At 72.8% G+C, this 26224-nt stretch carries 25 protein-coding genes and 1 tRNA gene; 13 read left to right on the top strand and 13 right to left on the bottom strand.

Annotated features, from left to right (window positions below; translation table 11 throughout):
* Positions 1–23: 23 nt before the first annotated feature.
* The 5 genes from ACF09E_RS19920 to ACF09E_RS19900 form a co-directional block, all read right to left on the bottom strand.
* A complete protein-coding gene (locus ACF09E_RS19920; RefSeq protein WP_392206320.1) occupies positions 24–350 on the bottom strand; it encodes a DUF202 domain-containing protein in 327 nt (108 codons plus the stop codon).
* A complete protein-coding gene (locus tag ACF09E_RS19915) occupies positions 347–742 on the bottom strand; it encodes a DUF202 domain-containing protein (protein ID WP_361856845.1) in 396 nt (131 codons plus the stop codon). Before ACF09E_RS19915 ends, ACF09E_RS19920 begins: the two co-directional genes overlap by 4 nt.
* A gap of 223 nt (positions 743–965) precedes the next feature.
* Positions 966–1502, bottom strand: coding sequence for an NUDIX domain-containing protein (locus tag ACF09E_RS19910; protein WP_392206319.1), 537 nt, complete (start codon positions 1500–1502; stop codon positions 966–968).
* 63 nt (positions 1503–1565) lie between these two features.
* Positions 1566–2330, bottom strand: coding sequence for a glucose 1-dehydrogenase (locus ACF09E_RS19905; RefSeq protein WP_392206318.1), 765 nt, complete (start codon positions 2328–2330; stop codon positions 1566–1568).
* Positions 2327–2980 (bottom strand): TetR/AcrR family transcriptional regulator, encoded by a 654-nt coding sequence (locus tag ACF09E_RS19900; RefSeq protein WP_392206317.1) that lies wholly within the window; start codon positions 2978–2980, stop codon positions 2327–2329. The genes ACF09E_RS19905 and ACF09E_RS19900 overlap by 4 nt, the downstream gene beginning before the upstream one ends.
* A gap of 105 nt (positions 2981–3085) precedes the next feature.
* On the opposite strand from ACF09E_RS19900, the gene ACF09E_RS19895 reads away from it, so the two are divergent.
* The 3 genes from ACF09E_RS19895 (at position 3086) to ACF09E_RS19885 (ending at position 8575) form a co-directional block, all read left to right on the top strand.
* Positions 3086–4741 carry an FAD-binding dehydrogenase gene (locus ACF09E_RS19895; RefSeq protein ID WP_392206316.1) on the top strand — a complete coding sequence of 552 codons (1656 nt, stop codon included), beginning with the start codon at positions 3086–3088 and terminating at the stop codon, positions 4739–4741.
* 67 nt (positions 4742–4808) lie between these two features.
* Complete coding sequence (locus tag ACF09E_RS19890) at positions 4809–5216, top strand: hypothetical protein (protein ID WP_392206315.1); 408 nt, start codon at positions 4809–4811, stop codon at positions 5214–5216.
* A complete protein-coding gene (locus ACF09E_RS19885; RefSeq protein ID WP_392206314.1) occupies positions 5213–8575 on the top strand; it encodes a HEAT repeat domain-containing protein in 3363 nt (1120 codons plus the stop codon). The genes ACF09E_RS19890 and ACF09E_RS19885 overlap by 4 nt, the downstream gene beginning before the upstream one ends.
* Here ACF09E_RS19885 and ACF09E_RS19880 read toward each other — a convergent pair.
* The 3 genes from ACF09E_RS19880 to ACF09E_RS19870 form a co-directional block, all read right to left on the bottom strand.
* Positions 8563–9003: an ASCH domain-containing protein gene (locus ACF09E_RS19880; protein WP_392206313.1), complete on the bottom strand. Its 441-nt coding sequence runs from the start codon at positions 9001–9003 to the stop codon at positions 8563–8565. The two genes, ACF09E_RS19885 and ACF09E_RS19880, sit on opposite strands and share 13 nt — an antisense overlap.
* A gap of 53 nt (positions 9004–9056) precedes the next feature.
* Complete coding sequence (locus ACF09E_RS19875; RefSeq protein ID WP_388804489.1) at positions 9057–10454, bottom strand: gluconate:H+ symporter; 1398 nt, start codon at positions 10452–10454, stop codon at positions 9057–9059.
* Between the two features lie 61 nt (positions 10455–10515).
* Entirely contained in the window at positions 10516–11043 is a 528-nt protein-coding gene (locus ACF09E_RS19870; protein WP_392206312.1) for a gluconokinase, read from the bottom strand.
* A gap of 156 nt (positions 11044–11199) precedes the next feature.
* Here ACF09E_RS19870 and ACF09E_RS19865 point away from each other — a divergent pair, with 156 nt between their 5' ends.
* The 4 genes from ACF09E_RS19865 (at position 11200) to ACF09E_RS19850 (ending at position 15407) form a co-directional block, all read left to right on the top strand.
* Entirely contained in the window at positions 11200–11901 is a 702-nt protein-coding gene (locus ACF09E_RS19865; RefSeq protein ID WP_392206311.1) for a FadR/GntR family transcriptional regulator, read from the top strand.
* 211 nt (positions 11902–12112) lie between these two features.
* On the top strand, positions 12113–13570 hold the full coding sequence (locus ACF09E_RS19860; protein WP_392206310.1) for an amino acid permease: 1458 nt from the start codon (positions 12113–12115) through the stop codon (positions 13568–13570).
* Positions 13571–13692: 122 nt separating this feature from the next.
* Positions 13693–14778: an S-(hydroxymethyl)mycothiol dehydrogenase gene (locus tag ACF09E_RS19855; protein WP_392206309.1), complete on the top strand. Its 1086-nt coding sequence runs from the start codon at positions 13693–13695 to the stop codon at positions 14776–14778.
* On the top strand, positions 14778–15407 hold the full coding sequence (locus ACF09E_RS19850) for an MBL fold metallo-hydrolase (RefSeq protein WP_392206308.1): 630 nt from the start codon (positions 14778–14780) through the stop codon (positions 15405–15407). Before ACF09E_RS19855 ends, ACF09E_RS19850 begins: the two co-directional genes overlap by 1 nt.
* Here the strand turns inward: ACF09E_RS19850 and ACF09E_RS19845 are convergent.
* Positions 15391–16317, bottom strand: coding sequence for a pseudouridine synthase (locus ACF09E_RS19845; RefSeq protein WP_392206307.1), 927 nt, complete (start codon positions 16315–16317; stop codon positions 15391–15393). The two genes, ACF09E_RS19850 and ACF09E_RS19845, sit on opposite strands and share 17 nt — an antisense overlap.
* 76 nt (positions 16318–16393) lie before the next feature.
* A tRNA-Leu gene (locus ACF09E_RS19840) sits at positions 16394–16481 on the bottom strand.
* A gap of 208 nt (positions 16482–16689) precedes the next feature.
* Here ACF09E_RS19840 and ACF09E_RS19835 point away from each other — a divergent pair.
* The 3 genes from ACF09E_RS19835 to ACF09E_RS19825 all read left to right on the top strand — a co-directional run bounded on the left by ACF09E_RS19835 (position 16690) and on the right by ACF09E_RS19825 (position 19432).
* Entirely contained in the window at positions 16690–18024 is a 1335-nt protein-coding gene (locus ACF09E_RS19835) for a M20/M25/M40 family metallo-hydrolase (RefSeq protein WP_392206306.1), read from the top strand.
* A 128-nt stretch (positions 18025–18152) separates the two neighbouring features.
* Positions 18153–18386, top strand: coding sequence for a chaplin ChpH (gene chpH, locus ACF09E_RS19830; protein WP_030315925.1), 234 nt, complete (start codon positions 18153–18155; stop codon positions 18384–18386).
* A 140-nt stretch (positions 18387–18526) separates the two neighbouring features.
* Positions 18527–19432 (top strand): chaplin, encoded by a 906-nt coding sequence (locus ACF09E_RS19825; protein ID WP_392206305.1) that lies wholly within the window; start codon positions 18527–18529, stop codon positions 19430–19432.
* Positions 19433–19554: 122 nt separating this feature from the next.
* On the opposite strand, the gene ACF09E_RS19820 is transcribed toward ACF09E_RS19825, so the two are convergent.
* Positions 19555–19743 carry a DUF5703 family protein gene (locus ACF09E_RS19820; RefSeq protein ID WP_073915128.1) on the bottom strand — a complete coding sequence of 63 codons (189 nt, stop codon included), beginning with the start codon at positions 19741–19743 and terminating at the stop codon, positions 19555–19557.
* A gap of 47 nt (positions 19744–19790) precedes the next feature.
* On the opposite strand from ACF09E_RS19820, the gene ACF09E_RS19815 reads away from it, so the two are divergent.
* Positions 19791–20489, top strand: coding sequence for a hypothetical protein (locus ACF09E_RS19815; RefSeq protein ID WP_392206304.1), 699 nt, complete (start codon positions 19791–19793; stop codon positions 20487–20489).
* A gap of 88 nt (positions 20490–20577) precedes the next feature.
* On the opposite strand, the gene ACF09E_RS19810 is transcribed toward ACF09E_RS19815, so the two are convergent.
* Both ACF09E_RS19810 and ACF09E_RS19805 read right to left on the bottom strand, forming a co-directional pair.
* On the bottom strand, positions 20578–22941 hold the full coding sequence (locus ACF09E_RS19810; protein WP_392206303.1) for a helix-hairpin-helix domain-containing protein: 2364 nt from the start codon (positions 22939–22941) through the stop codon (positions 20578–20580).
* Positions 22938–23915, bottom strand: coding sequence for an aldo/keto reductase (locus tag ACF09E_RS19805; RefSeq protein WP_361858946.1), 978 nt, complete (start codon positions 23913–23915; stop codon positions 22938–22940). Before ACF09E_RS19805 ends, ACF09E_RS19810 begins: the two co-directional genes overlap by 4 nt.
* Positions 23916–24045: 130 nt before the next feature.
* On the opposite strand from ACF09E_RS19805, the gene ACF09E_RS19800 reads away from it, so the two are divergent.
* Positions 24046–25095, top strand: coding sequence for an LLM class F420-dependent oxidoreductase (locus ACF09E_RS19800; protein WP_392206417.1), 1050 nt, complete (start codon positions 24046–24048; stop codon positions 25093–25095).
* A gap of 312 nt (positions 25096–25407) precedes the next feature.
* Positions 25408–26193 carry a ferritin-like domain-containing protein gene (locus tag ACF09E_RS19795; RefSeq protein WP_392206416.1) on the top strand — a complete coding sequence of 262 codons (786 nt, stop codon included), beginning with the start codon at positions 25408–25410 and terminating at the stop codon, positions 26191–26193.
* The last annotated feature ends 31 nt before the right edge of the window (positions 26194–26224 follow it).

The following is a 26224-nucleotide window of genomic DNA, read 5'->3' as shown; positions in this document are numbered from 1 at the left end:
CCCGGCCCCGCCCGCGGGGCCGCTCACCAGATCAGCACCGCCCCGAACACCGCGAGCGCGATCGTGCAGCAGGCCGCGAGCAGCGCGCCCCGGTGGGAGAGGGGCTGGGGCCGGGCCGGGCTCAGGGAGCGGATCCGGCGGTGGGCGACGGCCAGGAACCCGATCCACACCAGCGCCGACAGGGCGAGCCCGGTGAGGCCCGCGGCGGTGGTCTCGTCGCTCACGGCCAGTTTGACGGCGAGCACCGCCACCACCGTGCACGACAGGGTCGTACGCCGCCACGCGAGCCGGGTCCGTTCCGGCTGGAGCCCGGGATCACGCGCGTCGATCCCGGACGCGGCCGCCGTCACCGCCCCGCCCAGCCGAACAGCACGACCACGACCATCGCGACCGCCACCACGGCCACGACCAGGCTCAGCACCGCCGGGAATCGGGATCCGGGCAGGTCCTCGCCGCGCCGCATGGCCCGTTCACAGCGCACCCAGTGGTTCACCGCCCGCAGCGCGCAGAGCACCCCGGCCGCGAGCAGGGCGAGTGCCAGCCCGACCCGGACGCCCCAGCGCAGGTCCGGCAGGAACTGGTCGACGGCGAAGCCGCCGCCCACCAGGGCGAGCGCGGTCCTGATCCAGGCCAGGAAGGTCCGCTCGTTGGCCAGGGAGAACCGGTAGTCGGGCGTCTCGCCCTCGTCCCGGATCCGCTGCGGCGCGAACCACAGGCGCACGCTCTGTACGAAATCGCTCACACGCGCACCCTAACGTTCGGATGATCGGACCGCCGGGCGCCGGGGGGGCCACCGACCGCCCCGCCCCGCACCCCGGACCTGCGCAGCCCGGACCGACGCCCTCCAGCACCGACCGCCGGACCCGCACACCCCGGACCAGCGCCGCCCGCACCGACGCCCGCCGGTCCCGGCCGCCGGACCTGCACACCCCGGACCTGCGCTCCCGCCCTCTCGGCCCGCGGGCTCAGCCCGGGAGGTGCCCGCCGCCCGCCGCCCCGTGCTCCCGCAGCCGCTCGTACGCCGCCAGCCCGTCCGGCACCCACGGCCAGTCGCCGAGCCGCTCCGCCAGCTCCGCCTCCGTCAGGAAGGCGTGCCAGGCGACCTCCTCCGCCTGCGGGTCCACCGGCAGCTCGCAGCGCACCTCGTAGACCGCCGACCACCACCTGCCGGCCACGCCCGCGGAGTCGTACAGAAAGGTCAGGACGGGCTCGGGCCGGGGCAGGCCCCGAACCCCCAGCTCCTCCTCGGCCTCGCGCAGCGCGGCCTCGTCGTAGGACTCGCCCGCGCCGACCACCCCGCCGACGAACATGTCGTACATCGACGGGAAGACCAGCTTCACGGGCGTCCTGCGGTGGACGAAGATCCGGCCCTCGGCGTCCCGGACCCGGACGAAGACGCAGCGGTGGATCAGGCCCCGCGCGTACACCTCCGCGCGCGGGGCCCGCCCGATCACCCGGTCCTGCTCGTCGACGACGTCGAGGATCTCTTCAGCGGCACTCATCCCGCCATCCAAGCAGCACGGGCCGGAAGCGGCACGGGTCCGGAGAGGCGGGGCGCCGCGGGGTCACTGCCCCATGACGTACTTCACCGTCGGCCCGGTGGTCCAGCCGCCGTCCACCGCCAGCTCCGCGCCCGTCACGTACGAGGCGGCGTCCGACAGCAGGAAGACGACCGCGCCGGCGATCTCGTCGGCCTCGCCGACCCGGCCCATCGGCGTGTTCGGGTACCGGCCCGGGCCGCGCTCGATCCCGACCGCCGCCGTCATCGGGGTGTACGTCATGCCCGGGTGGACCGAGTTGACGCGGATGCCCGCCGTGCCGAGCTCCACCGCGCCGATCTTCGTCAGGCCCCGGACGCCCCACTTGGAGGCGCCGTAGCCGGCGGTCAGCGCCAGGCCCATCAGGCCCGCGGCCGAGGAGATGTTCACGATGGAGCCCCCGCCGGAGGACTTCATCGCCGGTATCGCGGCCTTCATGCCGATGAACACGCCGGTCAGGTTGATGTCGAGGACCTTGCGGAAGTGCTCGACGGACTCGCTCTCCAGGAAGGAGCCCGTCGAGATGCCCGCGTTGTTCACCAGGCCGTGCAGCCCGCCGAACTCCGCCACGGCGTACGCGACGGCCGCCGCCCACTCCTCCTCGGAGGTCACGTCGTGGTGCAGGAACCGCGCCCGCTCGCCGAGCGCCTCGGCGGTCGCCCGGCCGTCCTCGTCGAGGACGTCGGTGAGGACGACGTTCGCGCCGGCCGCGACCGCCTGCCGGGCGGCCTCCGCGCCCAGGCCGCGGGCGCCGCCGGTGATCAGCACGGTCCTGCCGGTGAGGTCGTTCATGGAAGATCCTTTCGGGGGAGGTGCGCCTGCTCCGGCTGTGCGGCACGCAGCAGGGCGGTGGTGGTCTCGACCAGATCGGCGAGGAAGAGCGCCTCACCGGTGAGGGGTTCGGTGCCGTCGAGGTACTGCCGGGCCCGGTCCGCCATCGCCGCGCCCACCAGGGTCAGCGCCAGGTCGAGGCGCTCCAGGAGCAACGGCCCCGGCAGCCCGTCCGCGCCCAGGCACTCCGCGATCCGCTCGATCAGGCGCCAGTAGCCGGTGCCGGCGAGCGTGGGGTGCGGGGTCCGGGCGCGGACCCCGCTCTCATGGCTGAGCTGCGCGGAGATCCGCAGGCAGCGGCGGCCCCGGTCGGTGCGCAGTTCGCTCGCCTCGGCCGTGACGAGCGCGGCGACCAGCTCGCGCGGGGTGTCGGTCGCCGCCGCGAGGAGCGGGGCGAGCACGGCCTCCGTACGGGCCTGGCGGCCGGCCATCACGGCGTCGAGCAGTCCGGCGCGCGAGCCGAAGTGGTACTGCACGGCGGAGGGGTTGGCCTGTCCGGCCAGGCTCACGACGTCCCGCAGCTGCGCGCCGTGGACGCCGTGGGCGGCGAAGAGCTCCTCCGCCGCACGGATCAGTCTGTCCCGGGTCTCGGGACCCGATGTCCTTGCCATGCATTCATATTAATGCTCGACATTAGAAAGCGGGAGGGGGTGCCGCTCACGGCCCGCGCGGCGAAAAGGTTGACTCGATACATCTGTGTATCCAAGATGCGGTCCATGTCCTACGACGCAGATGTGATCGTGATCGGGGCGGGTCTCGCCGGCCTCGTCGCCACCGCCGAGCTGGTCGACGCCGGCCGCACCGTGATCCTCCTCGACCAGGAACCGGAGCAGTCCCTCGGCGGCCAGGCCCACTGGTCCTTCGGCGGCCTCTTCCTCGTCGACTCGCCCGAGCAGCGCAGGATGCGCGTCAAGGACAGCCATGCCCTGGCCCTCCAGGACTGGTACGGCACCGCCGGCTTCGACCGGACCGAGGACCACTGGCCGCGGAAGTGGGCCGAGGCCTACGTCGACTTCGCCGCCGGCGAGAAGCGCTCCTGGCTCCACGCGCGCGGCGTGCGGTTCTTCCCCGTCGTCGGCTGGGCCGAGCGCGGCGGCTACGACGCCACCGGCCACGGCAACTCCGTCCCCCGCTTCCACATCACCTGGGGGACGGGCCCCGGCCTCGTCGCCCCCTTCGCGCGCAAGGTCCGCGAGGGCGCCGCCCGCGGCTTGGTCGACCTGCGCTTCCGGCACCGCGTCACCGGCCTCGGCCGCACTGCCGGGACGGTCGACACCGTGACCGGCGAGATCCTGGAACCCTCCGCGGCCGAGCGCGGCACGGCCAGCAGCCGCACCGCCACCGGGGCCTTCGAGCTGCGCGCCCAGGCCGTGATCGTCACCTCCGGCGGCATCGGCGGCAACCACGAGCTGGTCCGCGCGCAGTGGCCCGACCGGCTCGGCACCCCGCCCGCGAAGCTGCTCTCCGGCGTCCCCGCCCACGTCGACGGACTGATGCTCGGCATCGCCGAGAAGGCCGGCGCCAGCCACATCAACCGCGACCGGATGTGGCACTACACCGAGGGAATCGAGAACTGGAACCCCGTCTGGGCCAGGCACGGCATCCGGATCCTCCCCGGGCCCTCCTCGCTCTGGCTGGACGCGACCGGCAAGCGGCTCCCCGTCCCGCTCTTCCCGGGCTTCGACACCCTCGGCACCCTCGAACACATCATGCGGACCGGCCACGACCACACCTGGTTCGTCCTCGACAAGCGGATCATCGGCAAGGAGTTCGCCCTCTCCGGCTCCGAGCAGAACCCCGACCTGACCGGCAAGTCGATCCGCGACGTCATCGGCCGGGCCCGCGCCGACGTCCCCGGCCCGGTCCAGGCGTTCATGGACAAGGGCGTCGACTTCGTCGTCGAGGACGACCTCTCCGCCCTCGTCCGCGGCATGAACCGGGTCGCGGGCGAGGACCTCATCGACGAGACGGCCCTGCGCCGCGAGATCAGCGCCCGCGACCGCGAGATCGCCAACCCCTTCACCAAGGACCTCCAGGTCACGGCGATCCACGGAGCCCGCAGGTACCTCGGCGACAAGCTCATCCGCACGGCCGCCCCGCACCGCATCCTGGACCCGAAGGCGGGCCCGCTGATCGCGGTCCGCCTCAACATCCTCACCCGCAAGTCCCTCGGCGGCCTGGAGACCGACCTGGACTCCCGCGTCCTGACGGAGGGCGGCGAGCCGCTGCCGGGCGTCTACGCGGCGGGCGAGGCGGCCGGCTTCGGCGGCGGAGGCGTCCACGGCTACCGCTCCCTCGAAGGCACCTTCCTCGGCGGCTGCATCTTCTCGGGCCGCGCGGCGGGCAGGGCGGCCGCTAAGGCGGTGGGCTGACGGGGGAGGCGGTGAGCTGACGGAGGAGGGCCCGCCGGGGCAAGATGACGGTGTGACAAGACGTGTAATGCTTATCGCCGTTGGCGGGTTCCTGGCCCTGGGCGGCCTGGCCGCCTTCCTCGTCCTCCAGGGGCTGGACGCCGCCGACAAGTGGAGCAGCGTCCTGAGTCTGTTCTTCACGATGGCGGGCTTCGCACTGACCGCGTTCGGCCTGTTCAACCGCCCCGCCGCCCAGTCGGCGGACCGGGCGACGACCGGCGGATCGCTGCACCAGATCAGGAACGTCACCGGGGACGTGGTGATCAGGATCGGCGGCGGCACGGGCACCCCGCCGACCCCCGCCGCCGCCCCCACGGAGGGGCAGGGCGGCGGTACGCAGTCGGCCCACGGCGCCCGGACGGCGGGCGAACTGCATCAGATCGACGGGGTGGGCGGCTCGGTCCGCGTCGAACCGCCGACCTCCCCGACCCCGTGAGGGGCCTCTTCAAGCGCTGGACGGCACGCCAGTCGGCGCCGGGAGCCACCGTCCAGGGCCCCCTCACCCAGATCAGCGGCGTCCAGGGCGATGTCCACGTCACCCTCGCCCCCGTCCCGCCCCAGCCCGGACCGCCGGAGATCGAGTCGGCCCGCGAGGCCTACGCCACCCGCGTCCGCCAGCGCTACGGCCGTCTCGACCTGGAGGTCCTCACCCCCCTCCGGGAACAGGACGAGAGCCCGGTCCTGCACCTGCGGGACGTCTTCGTCCCCCAGTCCGTACGGGCCGACCCGCCGCCCGTGGAACTGCCGCAGGAACTCCTGCGCCGCCTCATGGACCCGGCGGAGGCCGAGCTGCACGACCTGCCGCCGGGCATCGACCGGGAGACCGTCGACCGCGTCCGCCGCGCCTACCGGGACCGGCCACCGCTGCCCGTTCTCGACGTCCTGGTCCGCCCCGAGCACGACCGGGTGGTCCTGCTCGGGCACCCCGGCTCCGGCAAGTCCACCCTGGCCCGCTACCTGGCGCTCGTCCTCACCTCCCCCGAGCCGCCCCCCGGCCTCGCGGCACTGCATGGCACCCTCCCGCTGATCGTCGAACTCCGGGAGTACGCGCAGCCCGCCTGGCGCGAGCGGACCTTCGAGGACTTCCTGGCCCACCAGTACGCGACGGAGGGCCTCGGCCTCCCGCCGGAGACGCTGACCGCGGTCCTGGCGGGGGACGGCACATATCGCGCCCTCGTCCTCTTCGACGGCCTCGACGAGCTCTTCGAGAAGGACGTCAGGGACGCGGTCACCCGCCGCATCGCCGGCTTCGCCGCCCGCCACCCGCGGGCGAGGATCGTCGTCACCTCACGCGGCTACGGCTACCAGCGGGCCGTCCTGGACGGCGCGGGCTTCACCGACTTCATGCTCCAGGACCTCGACCGGGAACAGATCGGCGTGTTCGCGGGGCAGTGGTTCGCCCTGGCCTGCCCGGGCGACCCGGACCAGGCCCGGCGGCTGATCGAACGCGTCACGACGGCCGTCGACGCGTCGACCTCCGTCCGTGAGCTCGCGGGCAACCCCCTGATCCTCACGATCCTGGCCATCATCGGCCGGCGCCGCGAACTCCCGCGCGACCGGCGGACGGTGTACGAGCACGCCGTCGACGTCCTGGTGGAGCACTGGGACCCCAGCAAGTACCTCAGGGACCGCCAGGTCGAGGAGCACCTCCCGTACCTCGGCCCCGAGGACAAGCGCGAACTCCTGCGGCTGATCGCCCGGCAGATGCAGGAGGGCCACGGCGGCATCTCCGGCAACCACATAGCGGGCCCGGACCTCTTGAAGAGCTTCGAGGAGTACCTGAGGGACCGCTACGCCCTCCCACCGGACCGCGCGGCGACGGCGGCCCGCGTGATGCTGGACCAGTTCCGCCACCGCAACTTCGTCCTCAGCCGCTACGGCGGCGAGATCTACGGCTTCGTCCACCGCACGTTCCTGGAGTACCTGGCGGCGACGGACCTGGCCCACCGCTTCAACCACGAACGAAGCCTGTCGGAGGAGGACCTCCAGAACCTCTTCGCGGACAAGGTCCACGACCCGACGTGGCACGAGATCCTGCTGCTGCTGGTGGGGCTGCTGGACGAACGGTTCGTGGCGGGCGTGATCGACCGGTTGCTGGCGCCGCGGGCGATCGCGGTGCCGCTGGGGACCCGTCATGACGACGCGTTCGCCGAAGTCGCCTTCGTGGCCCGCTGTCTCGCCGAGGTACGCCGGCTGGGGGTGCTGGCCCCGCAGAGCGCGGCCACGGTCCGGACGGTGATCCGGCTGTTCGAGTGCGCCAGGGTGCTGGACGTACCCATCTTCCACCCTTACACCCACGTGGAGTCCCTCGGCCCGGCGCTGGCGGCCCTCGGTGACGACTGGACGGGACGGGAGGTGTACGCGCGCTGGCACGAGGGCTGGCGGCTCGACGAGGGGGCCTACGGCGACTGGTCCCTCGCGCTGAACTCGACGGACCAGCTCGCCACGAACATTCTCCTGTGCCTCCGGGGCGGGGGAGCGCTGCCCCGCACGGCCTACCTCGCGGAGACCTTCCTGCACAGTGACGACACGATGGCGAGGCTCGGGGCCGCCCGCCTGCTCGTCCGCTCCACGGGCCGGGATCCGGCCACCATGGACCTGGTGGACCGTTGCCTGCGCGCGGGCCCGGGCGCTGACGCGCGAGCGGCCCTCCTGGGACACCTGTCGGTCGCGGAGGACGTCGACCCGGACTGGGCGGCCCGAGTCGCCGTCGAGCAGCTGGCGGACGACGACCTGCGGGTCCAGATCGCGGCACTCCATTGTCTGCAAGGCCGCCGGACCGACAGCCCGGAGACACGTGCCGAGATCGCCCGGGTGATCGACGACGACTTCGACCCCTTCGTCCGCCGACAGGCCGTGCGCCCGCTCGTCGCGCACACCGAGGACGGGGCGCGGGCGCTGGAACTCCTGCGGGAGACCCTTGCGGACCCCGACCCCGGACTCCGGGCCGCGACGCTGTCCGCCGTGGCGGCGCGGGCCGGCGACGAGCCGGACGTCCGCGCCTTCGTCCAGGAGTGGATGAGAGCCGACGAGAGCCCCGAGGTCGTGGCCGCGGCGATAGACGCCGTCCGGCAGATCGGCTCCGACGCCCCGGACACCCACGCGCTCCTGCACGAACTGTCCGCCCACCCGGACACCGCGGTGCGCAGGGCGGCCCTCCGCTGTCTGGCCGAGGGCGTCACCCTGGACCCGTCGGCCGTGGAACTGCTTTCTCACAGGTTGGCGCATGATGAGTCCCGCTGGGTCCGGGAGACCGCGCTCCGGCTCTACGCGACGCACGTCGCGGACGACGCGGCCGTCGCGGGCGTCCTGCTCGACCGGGTGCGGAACGATCCGATTTCCTCGGTCCAGAACCAGGCTCTGATCGGGCTGGTTGAGCTGGACCGCGAGCTCGCTCGGGACCTGGTCGTCGACCGGGCCCGGACCCACCCCGACGAGGAAGGCCGGAAGGCGGCCTTCGGCCACTTGCTGACCACGTACGGAGACGACGCCGAGGCGGTGCGCCTGGTCTTCGGCCAGGCCATGCACGCCGAGGACGACGTCATACGGTTCGCCGCCCTGGACAGTCTCCGGGCGCTGAGCTCCGGTCCCGAGCTCGCCGCCGTCGCCCATGACCGCTTCGTCCATGACACCGACCCGTCGGTGCGGCTCATCGCCCTCCGCATCCTCGCCGACCTCCGTCGCGATGACCCCGCGCTCCTCCCGCTCGTCCGCCGGGCGACCGGGTCCGAGGACCGGAGGATCCGCGACCTCGCCGAGGCGCTGCTCACCGTCCTCGCCCCTCAGTCCCCCTGAGCCGCCTCCAGCCGTTCCACCACCTTGAACCACTCCACGACCAGCACCGTCTCCTCGTCCACCACGAACTCCGGGTCGCCGAGCGCCTCCCGCATCTCCTCGCCGTGCCAGAAGCTCTCGTGGCCCGCGCGCCACTCCGCGACCGAGCGGTAGCCCTCGCCCTCGCCGAGCGCGAGGCGGAGGGCCGCCTCGCCCAGGGGCAGGACCTCGACCTCCGTGATCTCCACGACCGCCACCTCGCGACCGTCCGAGTCGATGAGCGCCGAGCGTTCGCCCGCCTCCGGCAGTTCCTCGTTCTCGACCTCGTACTCCACGAGGAGCCCCGTCGTGGCGGTCTTCTCGCCGGAGAGCACCGCCGCGACGAGCCGGTCCCGCAGGGGGCCGGGGTAGGCGAGGAGGAAGGGCTTGAGCGCGTGGGGGCCGGTCATGGCCGACAGTCTGTCAGCCACGACCGGCCCCGGAGCCGTGTCGGACGCGCCGGCTACAGCACCAGCGACAGCAGCAGGACGAACACGATGCCCACGACCGAGATGATCGTCTCCATCACCGACCAGGTCTTCACCGTCTGGCCGACGGTCATGCCGAAGTACTCCTTCACCAGCCAGAACCCGGCGTCGTTGACGTGGCTGAAGAAGAGCGAACCCGCGCCGATGGCCAGGACGAGCAGTGCCGCCTCGGTCGTCGACATGCCCTCCGCCAGCGGGGCCACGAGGCCCGCGGCGGAGATCGTCGCCACCGTCGCGGAGCCCGTCGCCAGCCGGATCGCGACCGCGATCAGCCAGGCGAGCAGCAGGGCGGGGATGGACCAGTCCTCGGAGAACTCCAGGATCATCTGGCCGACGCCGATGTCGATCAGGGTCTGCTTGAAGCCGCCGCCCGCGCCGACGATCAGCAGCACGCCGGCGATCGGGGCGAGGGACTTCTCGACGGTCGAGGACAGCCGCTCCTTGCTGAAGCCGGCGGCGCGGCCCAGCGTGAACAGCGCGACTATGACGGCCGCGAGCAGGGCGATCAGCGGGGAGCCGATGACGTCCGTGACCTTCTGGACGCCGTTCTCCGGGTCGTCGACGACGATGTCGACGAGCGCCTTCACCAGCATCAGGACGACGGGCAGCATCACGGTCGCGACGGTGACGCCGAAGCCGGGGCGCTTCTCGAGGTCCTCGGAGGGGCGCACCGGGATCATGTTCTCCGGGGCCGGGATGTCCACCCAGCGGGCCGCGTACCGGGAGAAGACCGGCCCGGCGATGATCACGGTCGGGATCGCGACGACGAGACCCAGGGCGAGGGTCACGCCCAGGTTGGCGCCGACCGCGTCGATGGCGACGAGCGGTCCGGGGTGCGGCGGGATCAGCCCGTGCATCACGGAGAGGCCGGCGAGGGCCGGGATGCCGATCCGCATCAGCGAGTAGTTGCCGCGCTTGGCGACGAGCAGCACCACCGGGATCAGCAGCACGATGCCGACCTCGAAGAAGAGCGGCAGACCGATCACCGAGGCGATCAGGACCATGGCCCACGGCATGGCCCGTCCGCTCGCCCTGGCGAGGATGGTGTCGACGATCTGGTCGGCGCCGCCCGAGTCCGCGAGCAGCTTGCCGAGGATCGCGCCGAGGGCGATCAGGACGCCCACGCCGGCGACGGTGTTGCCGAGGCCGGTGGTGAAGGACTTGATGGTGTCCGCGAGCGGTGCGCCGGCGAACGCGCCGAGGGCGAGCGATCCGATGGTCAGCGCCAGGAACGCGTGCAGCTTGAACTTGGTGATGAGCAGGACGATGACGGCGATGCCGGCGAGAACGGCGATGCCGAGCTGGGCGTTGCCTGCCGAGGTGATCGGTTCGGCGGCGTCCGCTGCCAGGATCTCGACGCTGAGACTGGTCACGGTGGTGTCCTTCGTACGAGCGGGGGGACGGGCGGGGCGGGAGGGGCGGGGGCCGGGGGGATCAGCCGGCGAGGCCGCGCAGCGCGGCCGCGGCCCGGGCGGCGATCTCCTCGGGGGTGCCGGACACGTCGACGGCGACACCGGTCTCGTCCTGCTGCAGCGGCTGCAGGGTGGCGAACTGGGAGTCGAGGAGCGCCGTCGGCATGAAGTGGCCTCTGCGGGCCGTCATGCGCTGCTCGATCAGCTCCCGGTCGCCGGTCAGATGGAGGAAGACGACACCGGGGGCGGCGGCGCGGAGCCGGTCCCGGTAGCTGCGCTTCAGCGCGGAACTGCTCACCACACCGCCGAGCCCGGCCCGGTCGTGCGCCCAGGCGCCGATGGCGTCCAGCCAGGGCTCGCGGTCGCGGTCGTCCAGGGGGGTGCCCGCCGACATCTTGGCCACGTTGGCCGCCGGGTGGAAGTCGTCGCCTTCGGCGTAGGGGAGCCCGAGGGCCTCCGCGACCAGCGGACCGATCGTGGTCTTGCCGGTCCCGGCGACGCCCATCACGACGACGACGGCCCGCGTCCCGGGCCGGGGGGTGGAGTTCATGGGTACTGCCTCGCTGTCTTCTTCGACATCGATCCGTCGCGCCCATGAAACCCATTGGGTACGACGTATTCAAGAGGCTGTGACATAAAAGTAGTACTTTTAATCGCGGAGATGATCGAGGTGATCATCCCCGCGGGCGCGCATAGGCTTGTCGCCATGACGACACCGGCCCAGGGGCTCCACTCGCACGTCCTCGCCACCCTGGGTCTCGCGATCACCGCGGGGGAGTACCCGCCCGGCACCGTGCTCCGCACCGACGAGCTCGCCCAGCGCTTCGACGTGTCCCGGACCGTGATCCGCGAGGTCGTCCGCGTCCTGGAGTCCATGCACCTCGTCGAGTCCCGCCGCCGCGTCGGCGTGACCGTCCTTCCGACCGCCAGCTGGAACGTGTACGACCCCCAGGTCATCCGCTGGCGGCTGGCCGGCGCCGACCGCCCCCGCCAGCTCCGCTCGCTCACCGTGCTCCGCTCGGCCGTCGAGCCCGTCGCCGCCGGCCTGGCCGCCGAGAACGCCACCCCCGAGCAGTGCCGCGAGCTCACCGAACACGCCCTCGGCATGGTCGCCACCTCCCGCGGCCGCCGCCTGGAGGAGTACCTCGTCCACGACATCGCCTTCCACCGGGTCGTGCTCGACGCCTCGGGGAACGAGATGTTCGCCCGCCTCGGCGACGTCGTCGCCGAGGTCCTCACCGGCCGCACCCACCACCACGTGATGTTCGAGGACCCCGACCCGGCCGCCGTCACCCTCCACGTGCAGGTCGCCGAGGCCGTCCGGGAGCGGGACGCGGCCCGCGCCGAGGAGCTCACCCGGCAGATCGCGGTCGGCGCCCTCCAGGAACTGGACGTCCTCGCCCCCTAGGGAGTGCCGGCGAACCCCGCCCGAACGCTCCTCCACCGTGCCGTAAAGCGCCGGTAAAGCTCTGAACTAGCTCAAATATGGGCGTTCAGTGACATGCGCCACAGTCAGCCGCCGCACCTTGCCGTGAGGATGTGCGCTGGCCGTGCCGGGGACACCCCCCACCAGGCACGGCCGGGTACCGCACAGCCCCCTCACGAAGGCGAACCAGTCCATGAGTGACCGCGTCATCGCGGCCGACCCGCTGTCCGCCGCCAAGGCGAACCCGGCCGCCCCCCACGTCGACGCCGGCGACGCCGGATACCGCAAGGACCTCAAGTCCCGCCACATCAACATGATCGCCATCGGCGGCGCGATCGGCACCGGCCTCTTCCTGGGCGCCGGCGGCCGGATGGCCCAGGCGGGCCCCTCCCTCTTCATCGCGTACGCGGTCTGCGGCGTCTTCGCCTTCTTCGTCGTGCGGGCCCTCGGCGAGCTCGTGCTCTACCGCCCCTCGTCCGGCGCCTTCGTCTCCTACGCCCGCGAGTTCATGGGCGAGAAGGGCGCCTACACGGCCGGCTGGCTGTACTTCCTCAACTGGTCGACCACCGCCGTCGCCGACATCACCGCGGCCGCGACCTACGCCCACTTCTGGTCGATGTTCAGCGACGTCCCGCAGTGGATCCTCGCGCTGATCGCCCTCGCGGTCGTCCTCGCCGCCAACCTCATCTCCGTGAAGTACTTCGGCGAGATGGAGTTCTGGTTCGCGATCATCAAGGTGGGCGCCCTCGTCGCCTTCATGCTGGTCGGCATCTTCCTCATCGTGACCTCGCACGACGTCGGCGGCAGCACCCCGGGCCTCGCGAACATCACCGACAACGGCGGCATCTTCCCCAACGGCATGATGCCGATGCTGCTGCTCATCCAGGGCGTCGTGTTCGCCTACGCCTCCGTCGAGCTGTGCGGCGTCGCCGCCGGCGAGACCGAGAACCCCGAGAAGATCATGCCGAAGGCGATCAACTCGATCATGTGGCGCGTGGGCCTCTTCTACGTCGGCTCCGTCGTCCTGCTCGCGCTGATCCTCCCGTACACCGCGTACTCCGGCGACCAGAGCCCCTTCGTCACCGTCTTCGACAAGCTGGGCGTCCCCGGCGCCGCCGGCGTGATGAACCTCGTCGTCCTCACGGCCGCCCTCTCCAGCCTCAACTCGGGCCTCTACTCCACCGGCCGCATCCTGCGCTCCATGTCGCTCTCCGGCTCCGCGCCCAAGTTCACCGGCGTCATGAACAGGGGCGGTGTCCCCTACGGCGGCATCCTGCTCACGGCCGCCTTCGGCGTCATGGGCGTCGCGCTCAACTACGTGATGCCCGGCGAGGCCTTCGAACTGGTCCTCAACTTCGCCTCCATCGGCATCATCGGCACCTGGGCCATGATCATGGTCTGCTCGCTCCTGTTCTGGCGCAACGCCCAGGAGGGCCGCCTGAACCGCCCCGGCTACAAGCTGCCCTGGGCCCCGTACACCCAGATCGTGACCCTGGTCTTCCTCGGCTCCGTCCTCGTCCTCATGTGGATGGACGGCGGCATCAGCCGGACCACCGTCAACTGCCTCCCGCTCATCGCGGCGGCCCTCGTCGCCGGCTGGTTCCTGGTCCGCAAGCGGGTCCGCGCGACCGCCGCGGCCACCCGCGACTGACCCTCCCCCCACGGGAACGGCGAGACCCCCGCAGGCACGGCCTGCGGGGGTCTCGCCTTTTGTCAGGAGATAGTGGTACGCAAGAGCCTTACAAGATCCGGTCGGAGGAAGGGAAGTTCGCGATGCCGCAGCACGTCCAGGGGGTCATCGCCCCCGGCAGGAACGAACCGGTACGCGTCGAGACGATCGTGATCCCCGATCCCGGCCCCGGCGAGGCCGTCGTGAAGATCCAGGCCTGTGGCGTCTGCCACACCGATCTCCACTACAAGCAGGGCGCGATCAACGACGAGTTCCCCTTCCTGCTCGGCCACGAGGCCGCCGGAATCGTCGAGACCGTCGGCGAGGGCGTCACCGACGTCGAGCCCGGCGACTTCGTGATCCTCAACTGGCGCGCCGTGTGCGGCCAGTGCCGGGCCTGCCTCCGCGGCCGCCCCTGGTACTGCTTCGACACCCACAACGCCAAGCAGCGGATGACCCTCCTCGACGGCACCGAGCTGTCCCCGGCCCTCGGCATCGGCGCCTTCGCCGAGAAGACCCTCGTCGCCTCCGGCCAGTGCACCAAGGTCGACCCCGCCGTCGCCCCCGAGGTCGCGGGCCTCCTCGGCTGCGGCGTCATGGCCGGCATCGGCGCCGCGATCAACACCGGCGAGGTCGGCCGCGGCGACACCGTCGCCGTCATCGGCTGCGGCGGCGTCGGCGACGCGGCGATCGTCGGCTCCCGCCTCGCCGGAGCCGCGAAGATCATCGCCGTGGACATCGACGACCAGAAGCTGGAGACGGCCCTCACGATGGGCGCCACCCACACCGTCAACTCCCGCTCCACCGACCCCGTCGAGGCGATCCGCGAGCTCACCGGCGGCTTCGGCGCCGACGTCGTCATCGAGGCCGTCGGCCGCCCCGAGACCTACCAGCAGGCCTTCTACGCCCGCGACCTCGCCGGCACCGTCGTCCTCGTCGGCGTCCCCACCCCCGAGATGAAGCTCGAACTCCCCCTCCTCGACGTCTTCGGCCGCGGCGGCTCGCTCAAGTCCTCCTGGTACGGGGACTGCCTGCCCTCCCGCGACTTCCCGATGCTCGTCGACCTGCACCAGCAGGGCCGCATCGACCTCTCCGCCTTCGTCACCGAGACCATCGGTCTCGACGACGTCGAGAAGGCCTTCGGCCGCATGCACGAGGGCGACGTCCTGCGCTCGGTGGTGGTCTTCTGATGGCCGCCCGCATCGACCACGTCGTCACCTCCGGCACCTTCAGCCTCGACGGCGGCACCTGGGACGTCGACAACAACGTCTGGATCGTCGGCGACGACACCGAGGCGATCGTCATCGACGCCGCCCACGACGCCGAGGCCATCCTCGCCGCCCTCGACGGCCGCGCCCTGCGCGCCATCGTCTGCACCCACGCCCACAACGACCACATCGACGCGGCCCCGGCGCTCGCGGCCGCCACCGGCGCCCGCATCCTGCTTCACCCCGCCGACCAGCCGCTGTGGAAGCAGACCCACCCCGACCACAGCCCCGACGGCGACCTCGCCGACGGCCAGGTCCTCACCATCGCCGGCACCGACCTCACGGTCCTGCACACCCCCGGCCACGCCCCCGGCGGCATCTGCCTGTACGCCCCCGACCTGGGCACGGTCTTCACCGGCGACACCCTCTTCCAGGGCGGCCCCGGCGCCACCGGCCGGTCCTTCTCGGACTTCCCGACGATCGTCGACTCGATCCGCGAGAAGCTCCTCACCCTCCCGCCGGAGACGGCGGTCCGCACCGGCCACGGCGACAGCACCACGATCGGCGCCGAGGCCCCGCACCTCCAGGAGTGGATCAACCGAGGCCACTGAGGGCCAGCCGGCTCCCGAACCGCCTCGGCGCACCCGTGAACGGGTCGGTGAACTCCAGCGTCCGCGCCAGCAGCTGCAGCGGACGCCGGAAGTCCTCCGGCCCGTCCTCACGCACCACCGGATAGACCGGATCGTGCAGGATCGGCAGCCCGAGCGCGTTCATGTGCACCCGCAGCTGGTGCGTCCGCCCGGTCTCCGGCACCAGCCGGTACAGACCGAGCCCGCCCCGCCGCTCCACGAGCGCGATCCGGCTCTCGCTGTTCGGCTCGCCCGGCACCTCCCGGGCGGCCATCACCCCGCGCTCCTTCTCGATCCGGCTCCGCACCGTCACCGGCAGCGCCACCGCCGGGTCGTACGGCGCCACCGCCGCGTACTCCTTGCGCACCAGCCGGTCCCGGAACAGCGTCTGGTACGCCCCCCGGTCCTCCGGCCGTACGACGCACAGCACGAGGCCCGCCGTGAGCCGGTCGAGCCGGTGCGCGGGCTGGAGCCGCGGCAGGTCCAGCTCCCGCCGCAGCCGCGCCAGCACGGTCTCCGTGACGTGCCGGCCCCGCGGCATCGTGGCGAGGAAGTGCGGCTTGTCGGCGACGACGATCCGGTCGTCCCGGTACACCACCCCGACGGGGAACGGCACGGGCTCCTCCGCGGGGAAGTCCCGGTGGAACCAGACGTACCGGCCCGCCGTGTACGGGTCGTCCGCGGCCACCGGCCCGTCGACCCCGACGAACCGCCCCGCGCCGAGCATCTCCTCGATCCGCCCGGCCCCGACGGCCGCCCCGTACCGGTCGAGCAGGTGCTCCCGCACGGTCGCCCAGACCCCGTCCGGATCCTCCGGCAGCCGCAGCCGCACGGGATCGACCCCGTCCCGCTGCGGCAGCGGCGCCACCGGCGCCTTCGCTCTCCCTCTCACCGTTCCGCCTCGTGACCGCAGGTACACGTACGCATGCCGAAAGTCCCGGTCGATGAGATCGACCGGGACTTCCGTGTGGTGTCCGAGGGGGGACTTGAACCCCCACGCCCGATAAAGGGCACTAGCACCTCAAGCTAGCGCGTCTGCCATTCCGCCACCCGGACAAGGTGTCTGCCGTCCTGGCCGCTGGGCCCTTCCGACGAGGAAAACCATAGCAAACATTCGGGGTGGCGGATCACCACCCCGGGTGGCCCCCGTCATGTGACAGCCGCATGTCGGCCGGGGGCCGCCCTTGGGCGGGAAGGGGGCCACGCGGGAGGATGGAGCGAGGACCGAAGCAACCACGTGGGGCACGTAGTGGGAGGAAGCAGCGTGAGCGAGTCGAACACGAGCCGGAACGGCGCCGCCGGGACCGCCGAGAACGAGGTCGTGGACCTCTGTCGCGACCTCATCCGCATCGACACCAGCAACTACGGGGACCACTCCGGGCCCGGCGAGCGCGCGGCGGCGGAGTACATCGCCGAGAAGCTCGCGGAGGTCGGGCTCGAACCGCAGATCATCGAGTCGCACAAGGGGCGGGCCTCCACCGTCGCCCGCATCGAGGGCGAGGACCCCTCGCGGCCCGCCCTGCTCATCCACGGCCACACCGACGTCGTCCCGGCCAACGCCGAGGACTGGACCCACCACCCCTTCTCCGGGGAGATCGCCGACGGCTGCGTCTGGGGCCGCGGGGCCGTCGACATGAAGGACATGGACGCGATGACCCTCGCGGTCGTCCGGGACCGGCTGCGCAGCGGCCGCAAGCCCCCGCGCGACATCGTCCTCGCCTTCCTCGCCGACGAGGAGGCCGGCGGCACCTACGGCGCCCGGCACCTGGTCGACAAGCACCGCGACCTCTTCTACGGGGTCGACGAGGCGATCGGCGAGGTCGGCGGCTTCTCGTTCACGGTGAACGAGAACCTGCGGCTCTACCTGGTCGAGACCGCCCAGAAGGGCATGCACTGGATGCGCCTGACCGTCGAGGGCACGGCCGGCCACGGCTCGATGACCAACGACGACAACGCCATCACCGAGCTGTGCGAGGCCGTCGGCCGCCTCGGCCGCCACCAGTGGCCGGTGCGGGTCACCAAGACCGTGCGCTCGTTCCTGGACGAGCTCTCCGACGCGCTGGGCACCCCCCTCGACCCCGAGGACATGGACGGCACCCTCGCCAAGCTCGGCGGCATCGCCAAGATGGTCGGCGCCACCCTGCGGAACTCGGCCGCCCCGACGATGCTCGGCGCCGGCTACAAGGTGAACGTCATCCCCGGCCAGGCCACCGCGCACGTCGACGGCCGCTTCCTGCCCGGTTACGAGCAGGAGTTCCTCGCGGACCTCGACCGGATCCTCGGGCCGAACGTGAAGCGGGAGGACGTGCACGGCGACAAGGCCCTGGAGACCAGCTTCGACGGGGCCCTGGTCGACGCCATGCAGCTCGCGCTGCGCGCCGAGGACCCGATCGCCCGGGCCGTGCCGTACATGCTCTCCGGCGGCACCGACGCGAAGTCCTTCGACGACCTCGGCATCCGCTGCTTCGGCTTCGCCCCGCTCCAGCTGCCGCCGGAGCTCGACTTCGCCGGCATGTTCCACGGGGTGGACGAGCGGGTCCCGGTGGAGGGCCTGAAGTTCGGCGCCCGCGTCCTGGACCGTTTCATCGACGCCTGCTGAATTCGTCCGCGCGTTTGCATGTGACCGGAAAGAGTGAATGAACACGGGGGCTCGTAGCCCCCACCATTCCCCCTCGTTACAGGTGGTGCGGTCCGCGGCTGGGACCGCATTTCCAACTAGGAGGAATAATGATCAAGAAGGTCGTCGCTGCTGCGGCTGCCACTGGCGGTCTGGTTCTCGCGGGCGCGGGCATGGCCGTCGCCGACTCGGGTGCCCAGGGTGCGGCCATCGGTTCCCCCGGTGTCCTCTCGGGCAACGTCGTCCAGGTGCCGGTTCACGTTCCCGTGAACGTGTGCGGCAACACGGTCTCCGTGATCGGGCTGCTGAACCCCGCCTTCGGCAACACCTGCGTCAACGCCTGACGTTGTGCCTCGCCCCGTGAGGGTGTGAGCCGGTCCGGCCCCGGAGTGCGTGCCATGCACTCCGGGGCCGGTGGCCATTTCCGCCCCGGGTGTTCCACCCGGTGGCACTCTTTCGAAGCCGAGCAGGCAGGGAACGAACTATGCGACAGGTCACGCGCAAGGGTCTGATCACCGTTGCGGCAGCCGGCGGTGTCTTCGCCGCGGTCGGCGGCGGTTACGCGCACGCCGACTCCGCTGCGAACGGCGCGGCCGCCAACTCCCCGGGCGTCGCGTCCGGGAACTCCGTCCAGGTCCCGGTCCACGTACCGGTGAACGCCTGCGGAAACACCGTCAACGTCGTCGGACTGCTGAATCCGGCGATGGGCAACAAGTGCGCCAACACCTCCAAGCCGGGGAAGCCCGGCAAGCCGGGCGGCGGGTCCTCCGCCGGCGGACACACCGGCAACTCCCCGGGCGTCGGCTCCGGGAACACCGTCCAGGTGCCCGTCGACGTCCCGGTCAACGTGTGCGGCAACAGCATCACGGGCGTCGGCCTGGGCAACGCCGCGGCGGGCAACACCTGCGGCAACGGCATCGAGCCGACGCATCCCGGGAACCCCGGGAACCCCGGGAATCCGGGCAACCCCGGGAACCCTGGGAATCCGGGTAACCCCGGCAACCCTGGCAACCCCGGTAACCCCGGTAACCCTGGCAACCCCGGTAACCCGGGCAACCCCGGGAATCCGGGTAACCCTGGCAACCCTGGCAACCCTGGCAACCCTGGCAACCCCGGTAACCCTGGGAATCCGGGTAACCCTGGCAACCCCGGTAACCCGGGTAACCCCGGTACTCCGGGTACGCCCGGCACTCCGGGAACCCCGGGTACGCCCGGTACCCCCGGTGGCGAGAACGGTCCGAACACCCCGGGTGCGCACGGCACCCCGCCGCGTGCCGTCGAGGAACTCGCCGAGACCGGTTCCGGTCCGCTCGGCGTGATCGTCCCCGCCGGCGCGGGCCTGCTGCTCGCCGGTTCGCTGATCTACCGCCGCACCCGCAGCGCCGCCTGACCCGCGCCGCCGTCCGATGCCCCGCCGACCGGACACCCGGACGGTGATCCGGGCCGGGCGGCGCCCCGGCCGGCGCACCACGCAGAGGGGCCCCGCACACCGCGGGGCCCCTTCTCGTCGCGCTACCAGGTCGCGCGGACCTGGCGGATGATCCGCCGTTTCAGCCGCACTCTGCGGCTTCCGTCCCGGTGCAGGGTGAGACGGTCCAACTCCCAGTGTCCGTACTCGGCATGGTCGGTCAGCAGGCGCGTCGCCTCCTTGCGGGAGACACCGCGCGGCACGTACACGTCGACAAATTCGTATTCCGGCATCGCATCTATTGTGCGGGCACGGGCCCGCTACGGATAGCGTGCGTCCCATGTCTGATGCTGCGCAGCCCACCGCTGCCGAGGTACGCGCCGCCGCCGAGGCGGTCAAAGCCGCACTGGACCGTCACCTCACGGCGGTCGAACGCCGCACGGGTGACGACGACCCGGCCGTCTACGAAGCCTTCAACGCCCTCGCCGGAGCCGCCGAGGCGTACGACGAACTCCTCTACGACCGGTACGACGAGGTCACTCCCTTCGAGATCCCCGGCGCGGACGGCGCACTGCCGCCGTACGCCGGACCCGACGCACCGCACGCACTCAGCCTCCTGATCCGCCGCGACTACGCCGTCGCGGAGCCCAATCGCCTGCTCGCCCAGGCCCGCCGCGTCGCCGAGGCCGACGGCGGCGCCGACCCCACCGGACCCGGTGCCCGGGCCGGGGTCTCGCCGCTCGCCGCCCTCGGGGTGCTCTTCGGCGAGTACGAACCGGACGAGATCGCCTCCCGGCACAAGGAGTTCGGCCTGGAGGAGGGCGACTCCACGCTGTGGGTCACCGCGGCCGAGGAACTGCCGGAACCGGGGGAGTGGCTCAACGCCCCCTTCGAGCAGGCAGATCCGGAGCGGATCGTCTGCCGCTTCGACGTCAGCTCCGTCTTCGACGACGACCTGGAAGACGCCGAGGACGCCGACGAGACCGACGAGGCGGAGGACGCCGACACCGGCCGGGAGGCCGGGGCCGGCGCCCCCTGAGGCAGCCTCGGGGGAGCGCACGGCGCGGGGAGACGGCGGAGGGCCGGGACACCACGATCGGTGTCCCGGCCCTCCGCCGTTCCGCGTCCTACTCCTCGGGCACGGCGAGCAGCGCCTCCAGGAGCGGACGCAGCCGGGTCGTCCGTTCCGGGGCCGTTCCTTCGGCCACCGCGCGCGGCAGCGCCTGGTCCACACCGTGCACGACGGACAGATGCCGCTCCGCGCGGCCGAACGCCGTGTACACCCACGGCCTGCTCAGGCCGCCGGCGGCGTCGCCCGGGAGCGCCACGACCACCGCGGGCCAGCGCATCCCGGCCGCCTGGTGCGCGGTGACCGCCCAGCCGTGCCGCAGCGACGCCTCCACTCGCTCCTTAGGTACAAGGACTTCGGCGTCGCCGCAGCGGAGCCGCAGCCCCTCGGCGTCGGCCGACAGGACCGTGCCGGTCACCGTCCGCCCCGGCACCTCCGCGTACGCGACCCGGTCCCCGGGGTCGAAACCGCCGAAGCGGCCGGGGCCGGGGTTCAGCCGCTGCTTCAGCGCGGTGTTGAGGGCGCGGGTGCCCGCGGAGCCGCCGTGGCCGACGGTGACCACCTGGGTCTGGTCGGCCGGCACCCCGATCGCCCGCGGCACCGAGTCGGCGACCAGCTGGACGGTGCGGTGCACGGCCTCGCCGGCGTCGCGCACCGGGACGATGACGATCTCCTTGCCGGGGGCCTCGACCTGGTTCAGCTCGCCGGCGCCGATGCCCGACACCAGCTCGCCGAGCGGCCCAGGATCGGGCAGGCGCGAGGCGATCCGCGGGCACACCCGGGCCGCGAGCAGGTCGCCGAAGACCTGGCCTGCTCCCGGCGCACCGAGGACGCCCGGGTCGCCGCCCAGCACCAGCCGGCAGCCGTCGGGCAGCGACTCGACGAGCATCGCGGCGGTCTCCACGTCCAGCTGCGGGGCGTCGAGCACCACCAGGAGGTCCAGCGCGAAGGCCCCCTCCTCGTCGCGGCCGGGACCGGCGGCTCCGGAGAGCAGCGCGGCGACGGTGACCGCGTCCGCCCCCGCGGGGCCGAGCGCGCGCCGGCCGGCGTCCGCGTGGACGGCCACCAGGGCGCGCAGTCCCCGCGCGCGGGCGGCCGCGGCCAGGGCGACCGGCTCGGCGCGGGAGGCCTCGCCGCCGGTGTGCAGGACGAGTCCGTGCGCTCCGGCGGCCCGTTCGAGCTCGGAGCCCTCCCAGGTGTCGGCCGTCGCCGTCCGGACCAGACGGGCCAGTCCGTCCGCGAGGCTCTCCTCGGCGAGCGCGTACCGGTCGAGCCCGAGCAGCACCGGCGAGGCGGGCCCCTCGGGGGCCTCCGGGCCCTCCTCGTCCTCCTCGTCCCCCGCGGGCGGCTCCTCGGCCGTCTCCTCCTGGAAGACGAGCACCGCGCCCGCGGACACCGCCTCCTCGACGCCCGCTCCGGGATCGGGCACCGCGTGTCCGGCGAGCCCGGCACGCACGGTGTCGATCTCCAGCGCCGTGTGGCCCTGGAGCGCGGCCCGCTCCAGGAGCCACACGGTCAGGGCGACCGCCCGGCGCGGGTCGTCGGGGCCGCACTCCGCTCCGAGCAGGGCCCGGGCGAAGCCGTCGGCCTGCTCGGGGCGCACTCCGGAGACCGCGAGCAGCTGCCAGGGGTCGTCCAGCAGGGCCTGGGCCGCGCCCTCGCCGAGAACGGCCGCGACCTGCCCGGCCAGTGCCTCGGGCGCACCGCCCTTGGCCAGTACCTCCCGGACGGCGGCGGTCGTGCCGGGGGCGGGCGCGGGCGCCTGCGCGGGGACCGGCGGACGCACCGTCATCACGGGGGCCGCCTCGGGGGCGGTGCGGCGGGGCGCGGGCTCGGGGGCCTCGTAGAACGTGCTGCCGGAGGCCTTGCCGCCCTCCACGGCCCGGACGGCCGCCAGCAGGTCGGCCGCGGTGCCGCTCAGCTTGGCGCCGCTCGCCAGGGGCCCCTCCTTCTCGGCCTTCCGCGCCTCGATTCTCGCCCGCAGCTCCCGCTGCGCGGCGAGCTCGGCCTGCGCGTCGCTCAGCTCGGGCGTGTCAGGGGCCGCGGTCTCAGCCGAGCCCCCGGCCGCCTGCGCCGTCCCGTCCCCGGCGGACCCGGGGCTGTCGGACTGCTGTTCCGGGGCGTCCCCGGCGGCCTCGTCCGGGGCCTCGTCCGGGGCCTCGGACGCACGGTCCCCGGCGGGCTCGTCCGCCTGGTCCGTCCCGTCCGCCTCGTCGGCGACGCCGGGCTCCCCCTCGGATGCGGCACCCGCGTCCGCCGGCGGCTCCCCGCCGACCGCGGACTCCTCGGCCGTGGCCGGCTCCTCGGCCGCCTCCGGCGCCGGGGGCTCGGCGGCTCCCTCGTGCGCGTCCTCCCGTGCGTCGTCGGTGGGTGCCCCGTCCTCGGGTGCCTCGGGCGCGGTCTCCCCGGCAGGCTCGGTCACAAGGTGCTCCAGTCGTGATCCGGATAGCGGTGCACGGGCGCCGACACATCGTCCAGCGCCCGACAGATCTCGTCAGGAAGACTAAGGGTCTCCACCGACAACGCGGCCGCGAGCTGACGCGCCGTGCGCGCGCCGACGATCGGCGCGGTCACCCCGGGCCGGTCGCGGACCCAGGCCAGCGCCACGTGCAGCGGGGTCGTCGCCAGGCCCTCCGCCGCCGTCGCGACCGCGTCCACGATCCTGCTCGCGGCATCGTCCAGGTACGGCTCCACGAACGGCGCCATCGTCTCCGAGGCCCCGCGCGAGTCGGACGGCGTCCCGCCGCGGTACTTGCCCGTCAGGACCCCGCGGCCCAGCGGGGAGGAAGGCAGCAGGCCTATCCCGAGGTCCTGCGCCGCCGGCAGGACCTCGCGCTCCACGCCCCGCTGCAGCAGCGAGTACTCCAGCTGCGCCCCCGCGAGCCGGGTCCGGTCCCCGCCGAGCTGCCAGGTGCCCGCCTTGGCGAGCTGCCAGCCGCAGAAGTTGGCCACCCCCGCGTACCGCGCGCGCCCGCTGCGCACCGCGATGTCGAGGGCCTGGAGCGACTCCTCCAGCGGCGTGTACGGGTCGAAGGCGTGCAGCTGCCACAGGTCCACGTGGTCCGTGCCGAGCCGGGCGAGGGAGGCGTCGAGCGCGGCGAGCAGGTGGCCGCGCGAGCCGTCCGTGCGCCGGTCGGGGTCGGGGACGCTGCCCGCCTTGGTCGACAGCACCAGGTCCTGCCGGGACACCAGCCGCTCCATGAGACGCCCGAGCAGGTACTCCGCCTCGCCCCCGCCGTACACGTCGGCGGTGTCCACGAGCGTGCCGCCCGCGTCCCAGAACGACTTCAACTGCTCGGCGGCGTCGTGCTCGTCGGTGTCCCGGCCCCAGGTGAGGGTGCCGAGTCCGATGCGCGACACACGCAGGCCCGTACGTCCGAGATGCCTCTGCTCCATGGCCGCGAGATTACTGGCCAGGGCACCACGCGGAGAGAGCCTGTGGACAACCGCGTCCTGACGGCCGCCCCGGCCGCGCGCTAGAGTCCCGCCCACAAGGACGTTACCGATGGGTAAGGGGTGCGTGGACATGCGGCTCGGCATCAACCTCGGCTACTGGGGTGCGGGCATGGACGGCGACAACCTCGCCGTCGCTCAGGAGGCGGACCGCCTCGGCTACGACGTCTGCTGGGCCGCCGAGGCCTACGGCTCCGACGCGCCCACCGTGCTCGCCTGGGTCGCGGCGAAGACGGAGCGCATCGACGTCGGCTCCGCGATCATGCAGATCCCGGCCCGTCAGCCGGCCATGACGGCCATGACGGCCGCCACCCTCGACTCGCTCACCGGCGGCCGCTTCCGCCTCGGCCTCGGCGTCTCGGGGCCGCAGGTCTCCGAGGGCTGGTACGGCGTGAAGTTCGACAAGCCGCTCGCCCGCACCCGCGAGTACGTCGAGATCGTCCGCAGGGCGATGACCCGCGAGCGCCTCAGCTACGACGGCGAGCACTGGACCCTGCCGCTGCCCGGCGGCCCCGGCAAGCCCATCAAGCTCACCGTCCACCCGGAGCGCGAGCACATCCCGCTCTACATCGCGGCGATCGGTCCCAGGAACCTGGAGCAGACCGGCGAGATCGCCGACGGCGCGCTGCTGATCTTCCCCTCCGCCGCGCACCTGGAGGAGACCGCGCTCCGGCACATCCGCGCGGGACGCGAGAAGGCCGGCCTGACGATGGACGGCTTCGACGTCTGTCCGACCGTGCCGCTGGCCCTGGGCGAGGACGTCGACGCCCTCGCCGACGTGTTCCGTCCGTACACCGCGCTGTACGTGGGCGGCATGGGCAGCCGCAAGCAGAACTTCTACAACCAGCTCGCGCAGCGCATGGGGTACGAGAAGGAGGCCGCCGAGATCCAGGACAAGTACCTGTCCGGAGACAAGACGGGGGCCGCCGCGGCCGTGCCGCAGAGCCTGATCGACCAGACCTCGCTGCTCGGCCCGGTGGAGCGGATCGCCGAGCGGATGACGGCCTACGCGGAGGCCGGGGTCACCACCCTGACCCTGGCCCCGGCCGGCTTCACCCTCGACGAGCGGGTGGCGGCGCTGCGGGCCGGCGTCGAGGCCATGGAGCGCGCCGGCCTGGCGTGACGCACGGACCGCCCGCCCGGCCCCGAGCCGGTGGCCATGGCGGGCGGATCCCGGCCCGGCCCGGCGAGGACGCCGGGTGACGTGAGCGCGGTCCGCGCGGGGTGGTCTGCGGCCGTGGTGGGGGCTCGGGGGTCTTCCCCGCCACGGCCGTCACGCTGCACAACGGCTCCGCGGGCCCTGCGGTTACGCCCTCGGGACTCACTCTTTCGGCCGAGCCGTCCGGCCCTCCTGTTGCCCCGGGCGGCGGAGCGCACTTGACTCGTTGTCCCGGGGGCCGGACGGAGTGCGGACTTGCGCACGGAGGTGGCGGCGATGCTCACGGCCAAGGGCCTGTTCCAGGAAATCATCGACAACGACGAGTCCTTCCGGCTCTTCTGCTCGATCGCGGCGAGCGGCGAGACCCAGGGCGGCTGGGAGAACGGCCGGATCGCGGCGCTCGTCGCCCCCGGGATGAGGGACCTCGCTCCCAAGATCACCCGGCACGGCGCCGACGAGGACAAGCACGGCCGGATCTTCAACGCGCTGATGAAGAAGCGCGGCCTGGAGCCGGTCCCCGTGCCGCCCGACACCGACTACACGATGCTGCTCGAACAGCGCGGCATCGGCCTCGCGCACGACAAGCTGCGCCGCGAGGAGCCGCTGAGCGAGGAGGACATCATCGTCTACCTCGCCCACAGCCGGGTCACCGAGCAGCGGGCCGCCGACCAGATGGACATGCTCGTCACGTACTTCGGGAGCCATCCCGAACTCGGCAAGGCCATCCACATGATCGACAACGACGAGGCGAACCACCTCGCCTACTGCCACGAGGAACTGCTGCGCCTCGCGCGCGCGGGGCACGGCCGGCTCATCCAGCGGACCCTGCGCGAGTCCGCCCTGGTCGAGATCGGGGTCTACCGCGACGTCAGCCTCGCCGTGATGGCGCACATGGGGCGGATCCTGCGCTGGCCCCGGCCTAAGGCCGCCGTCCTCGCCGCGGGCATCCACGGCATGTACGCCTGGGAGCGCGCGGCCGGCTGGCACCGGATGGTCGGCCTGAAGATGCCCGAGCGACTCGACGCCCTCGGCGGTCCCGCGACCCCCGCGCCCGCCTTCTGACGGGGTCCGGGGCCCGCCGCGCGGCGGGCCC

The sequence above is a fragment of the Streptomyces sp. NPDC014891 genome, assembly GCF_043081085.1.
Lineage (GTDB): Bacteria > Actinomycetota > Actinomycetes > Streptomycetales > Streptomycetaceae > Streptomyces.
This window is presented reverse-complemented; position numbering and strand designations above follow the sequence as displayed.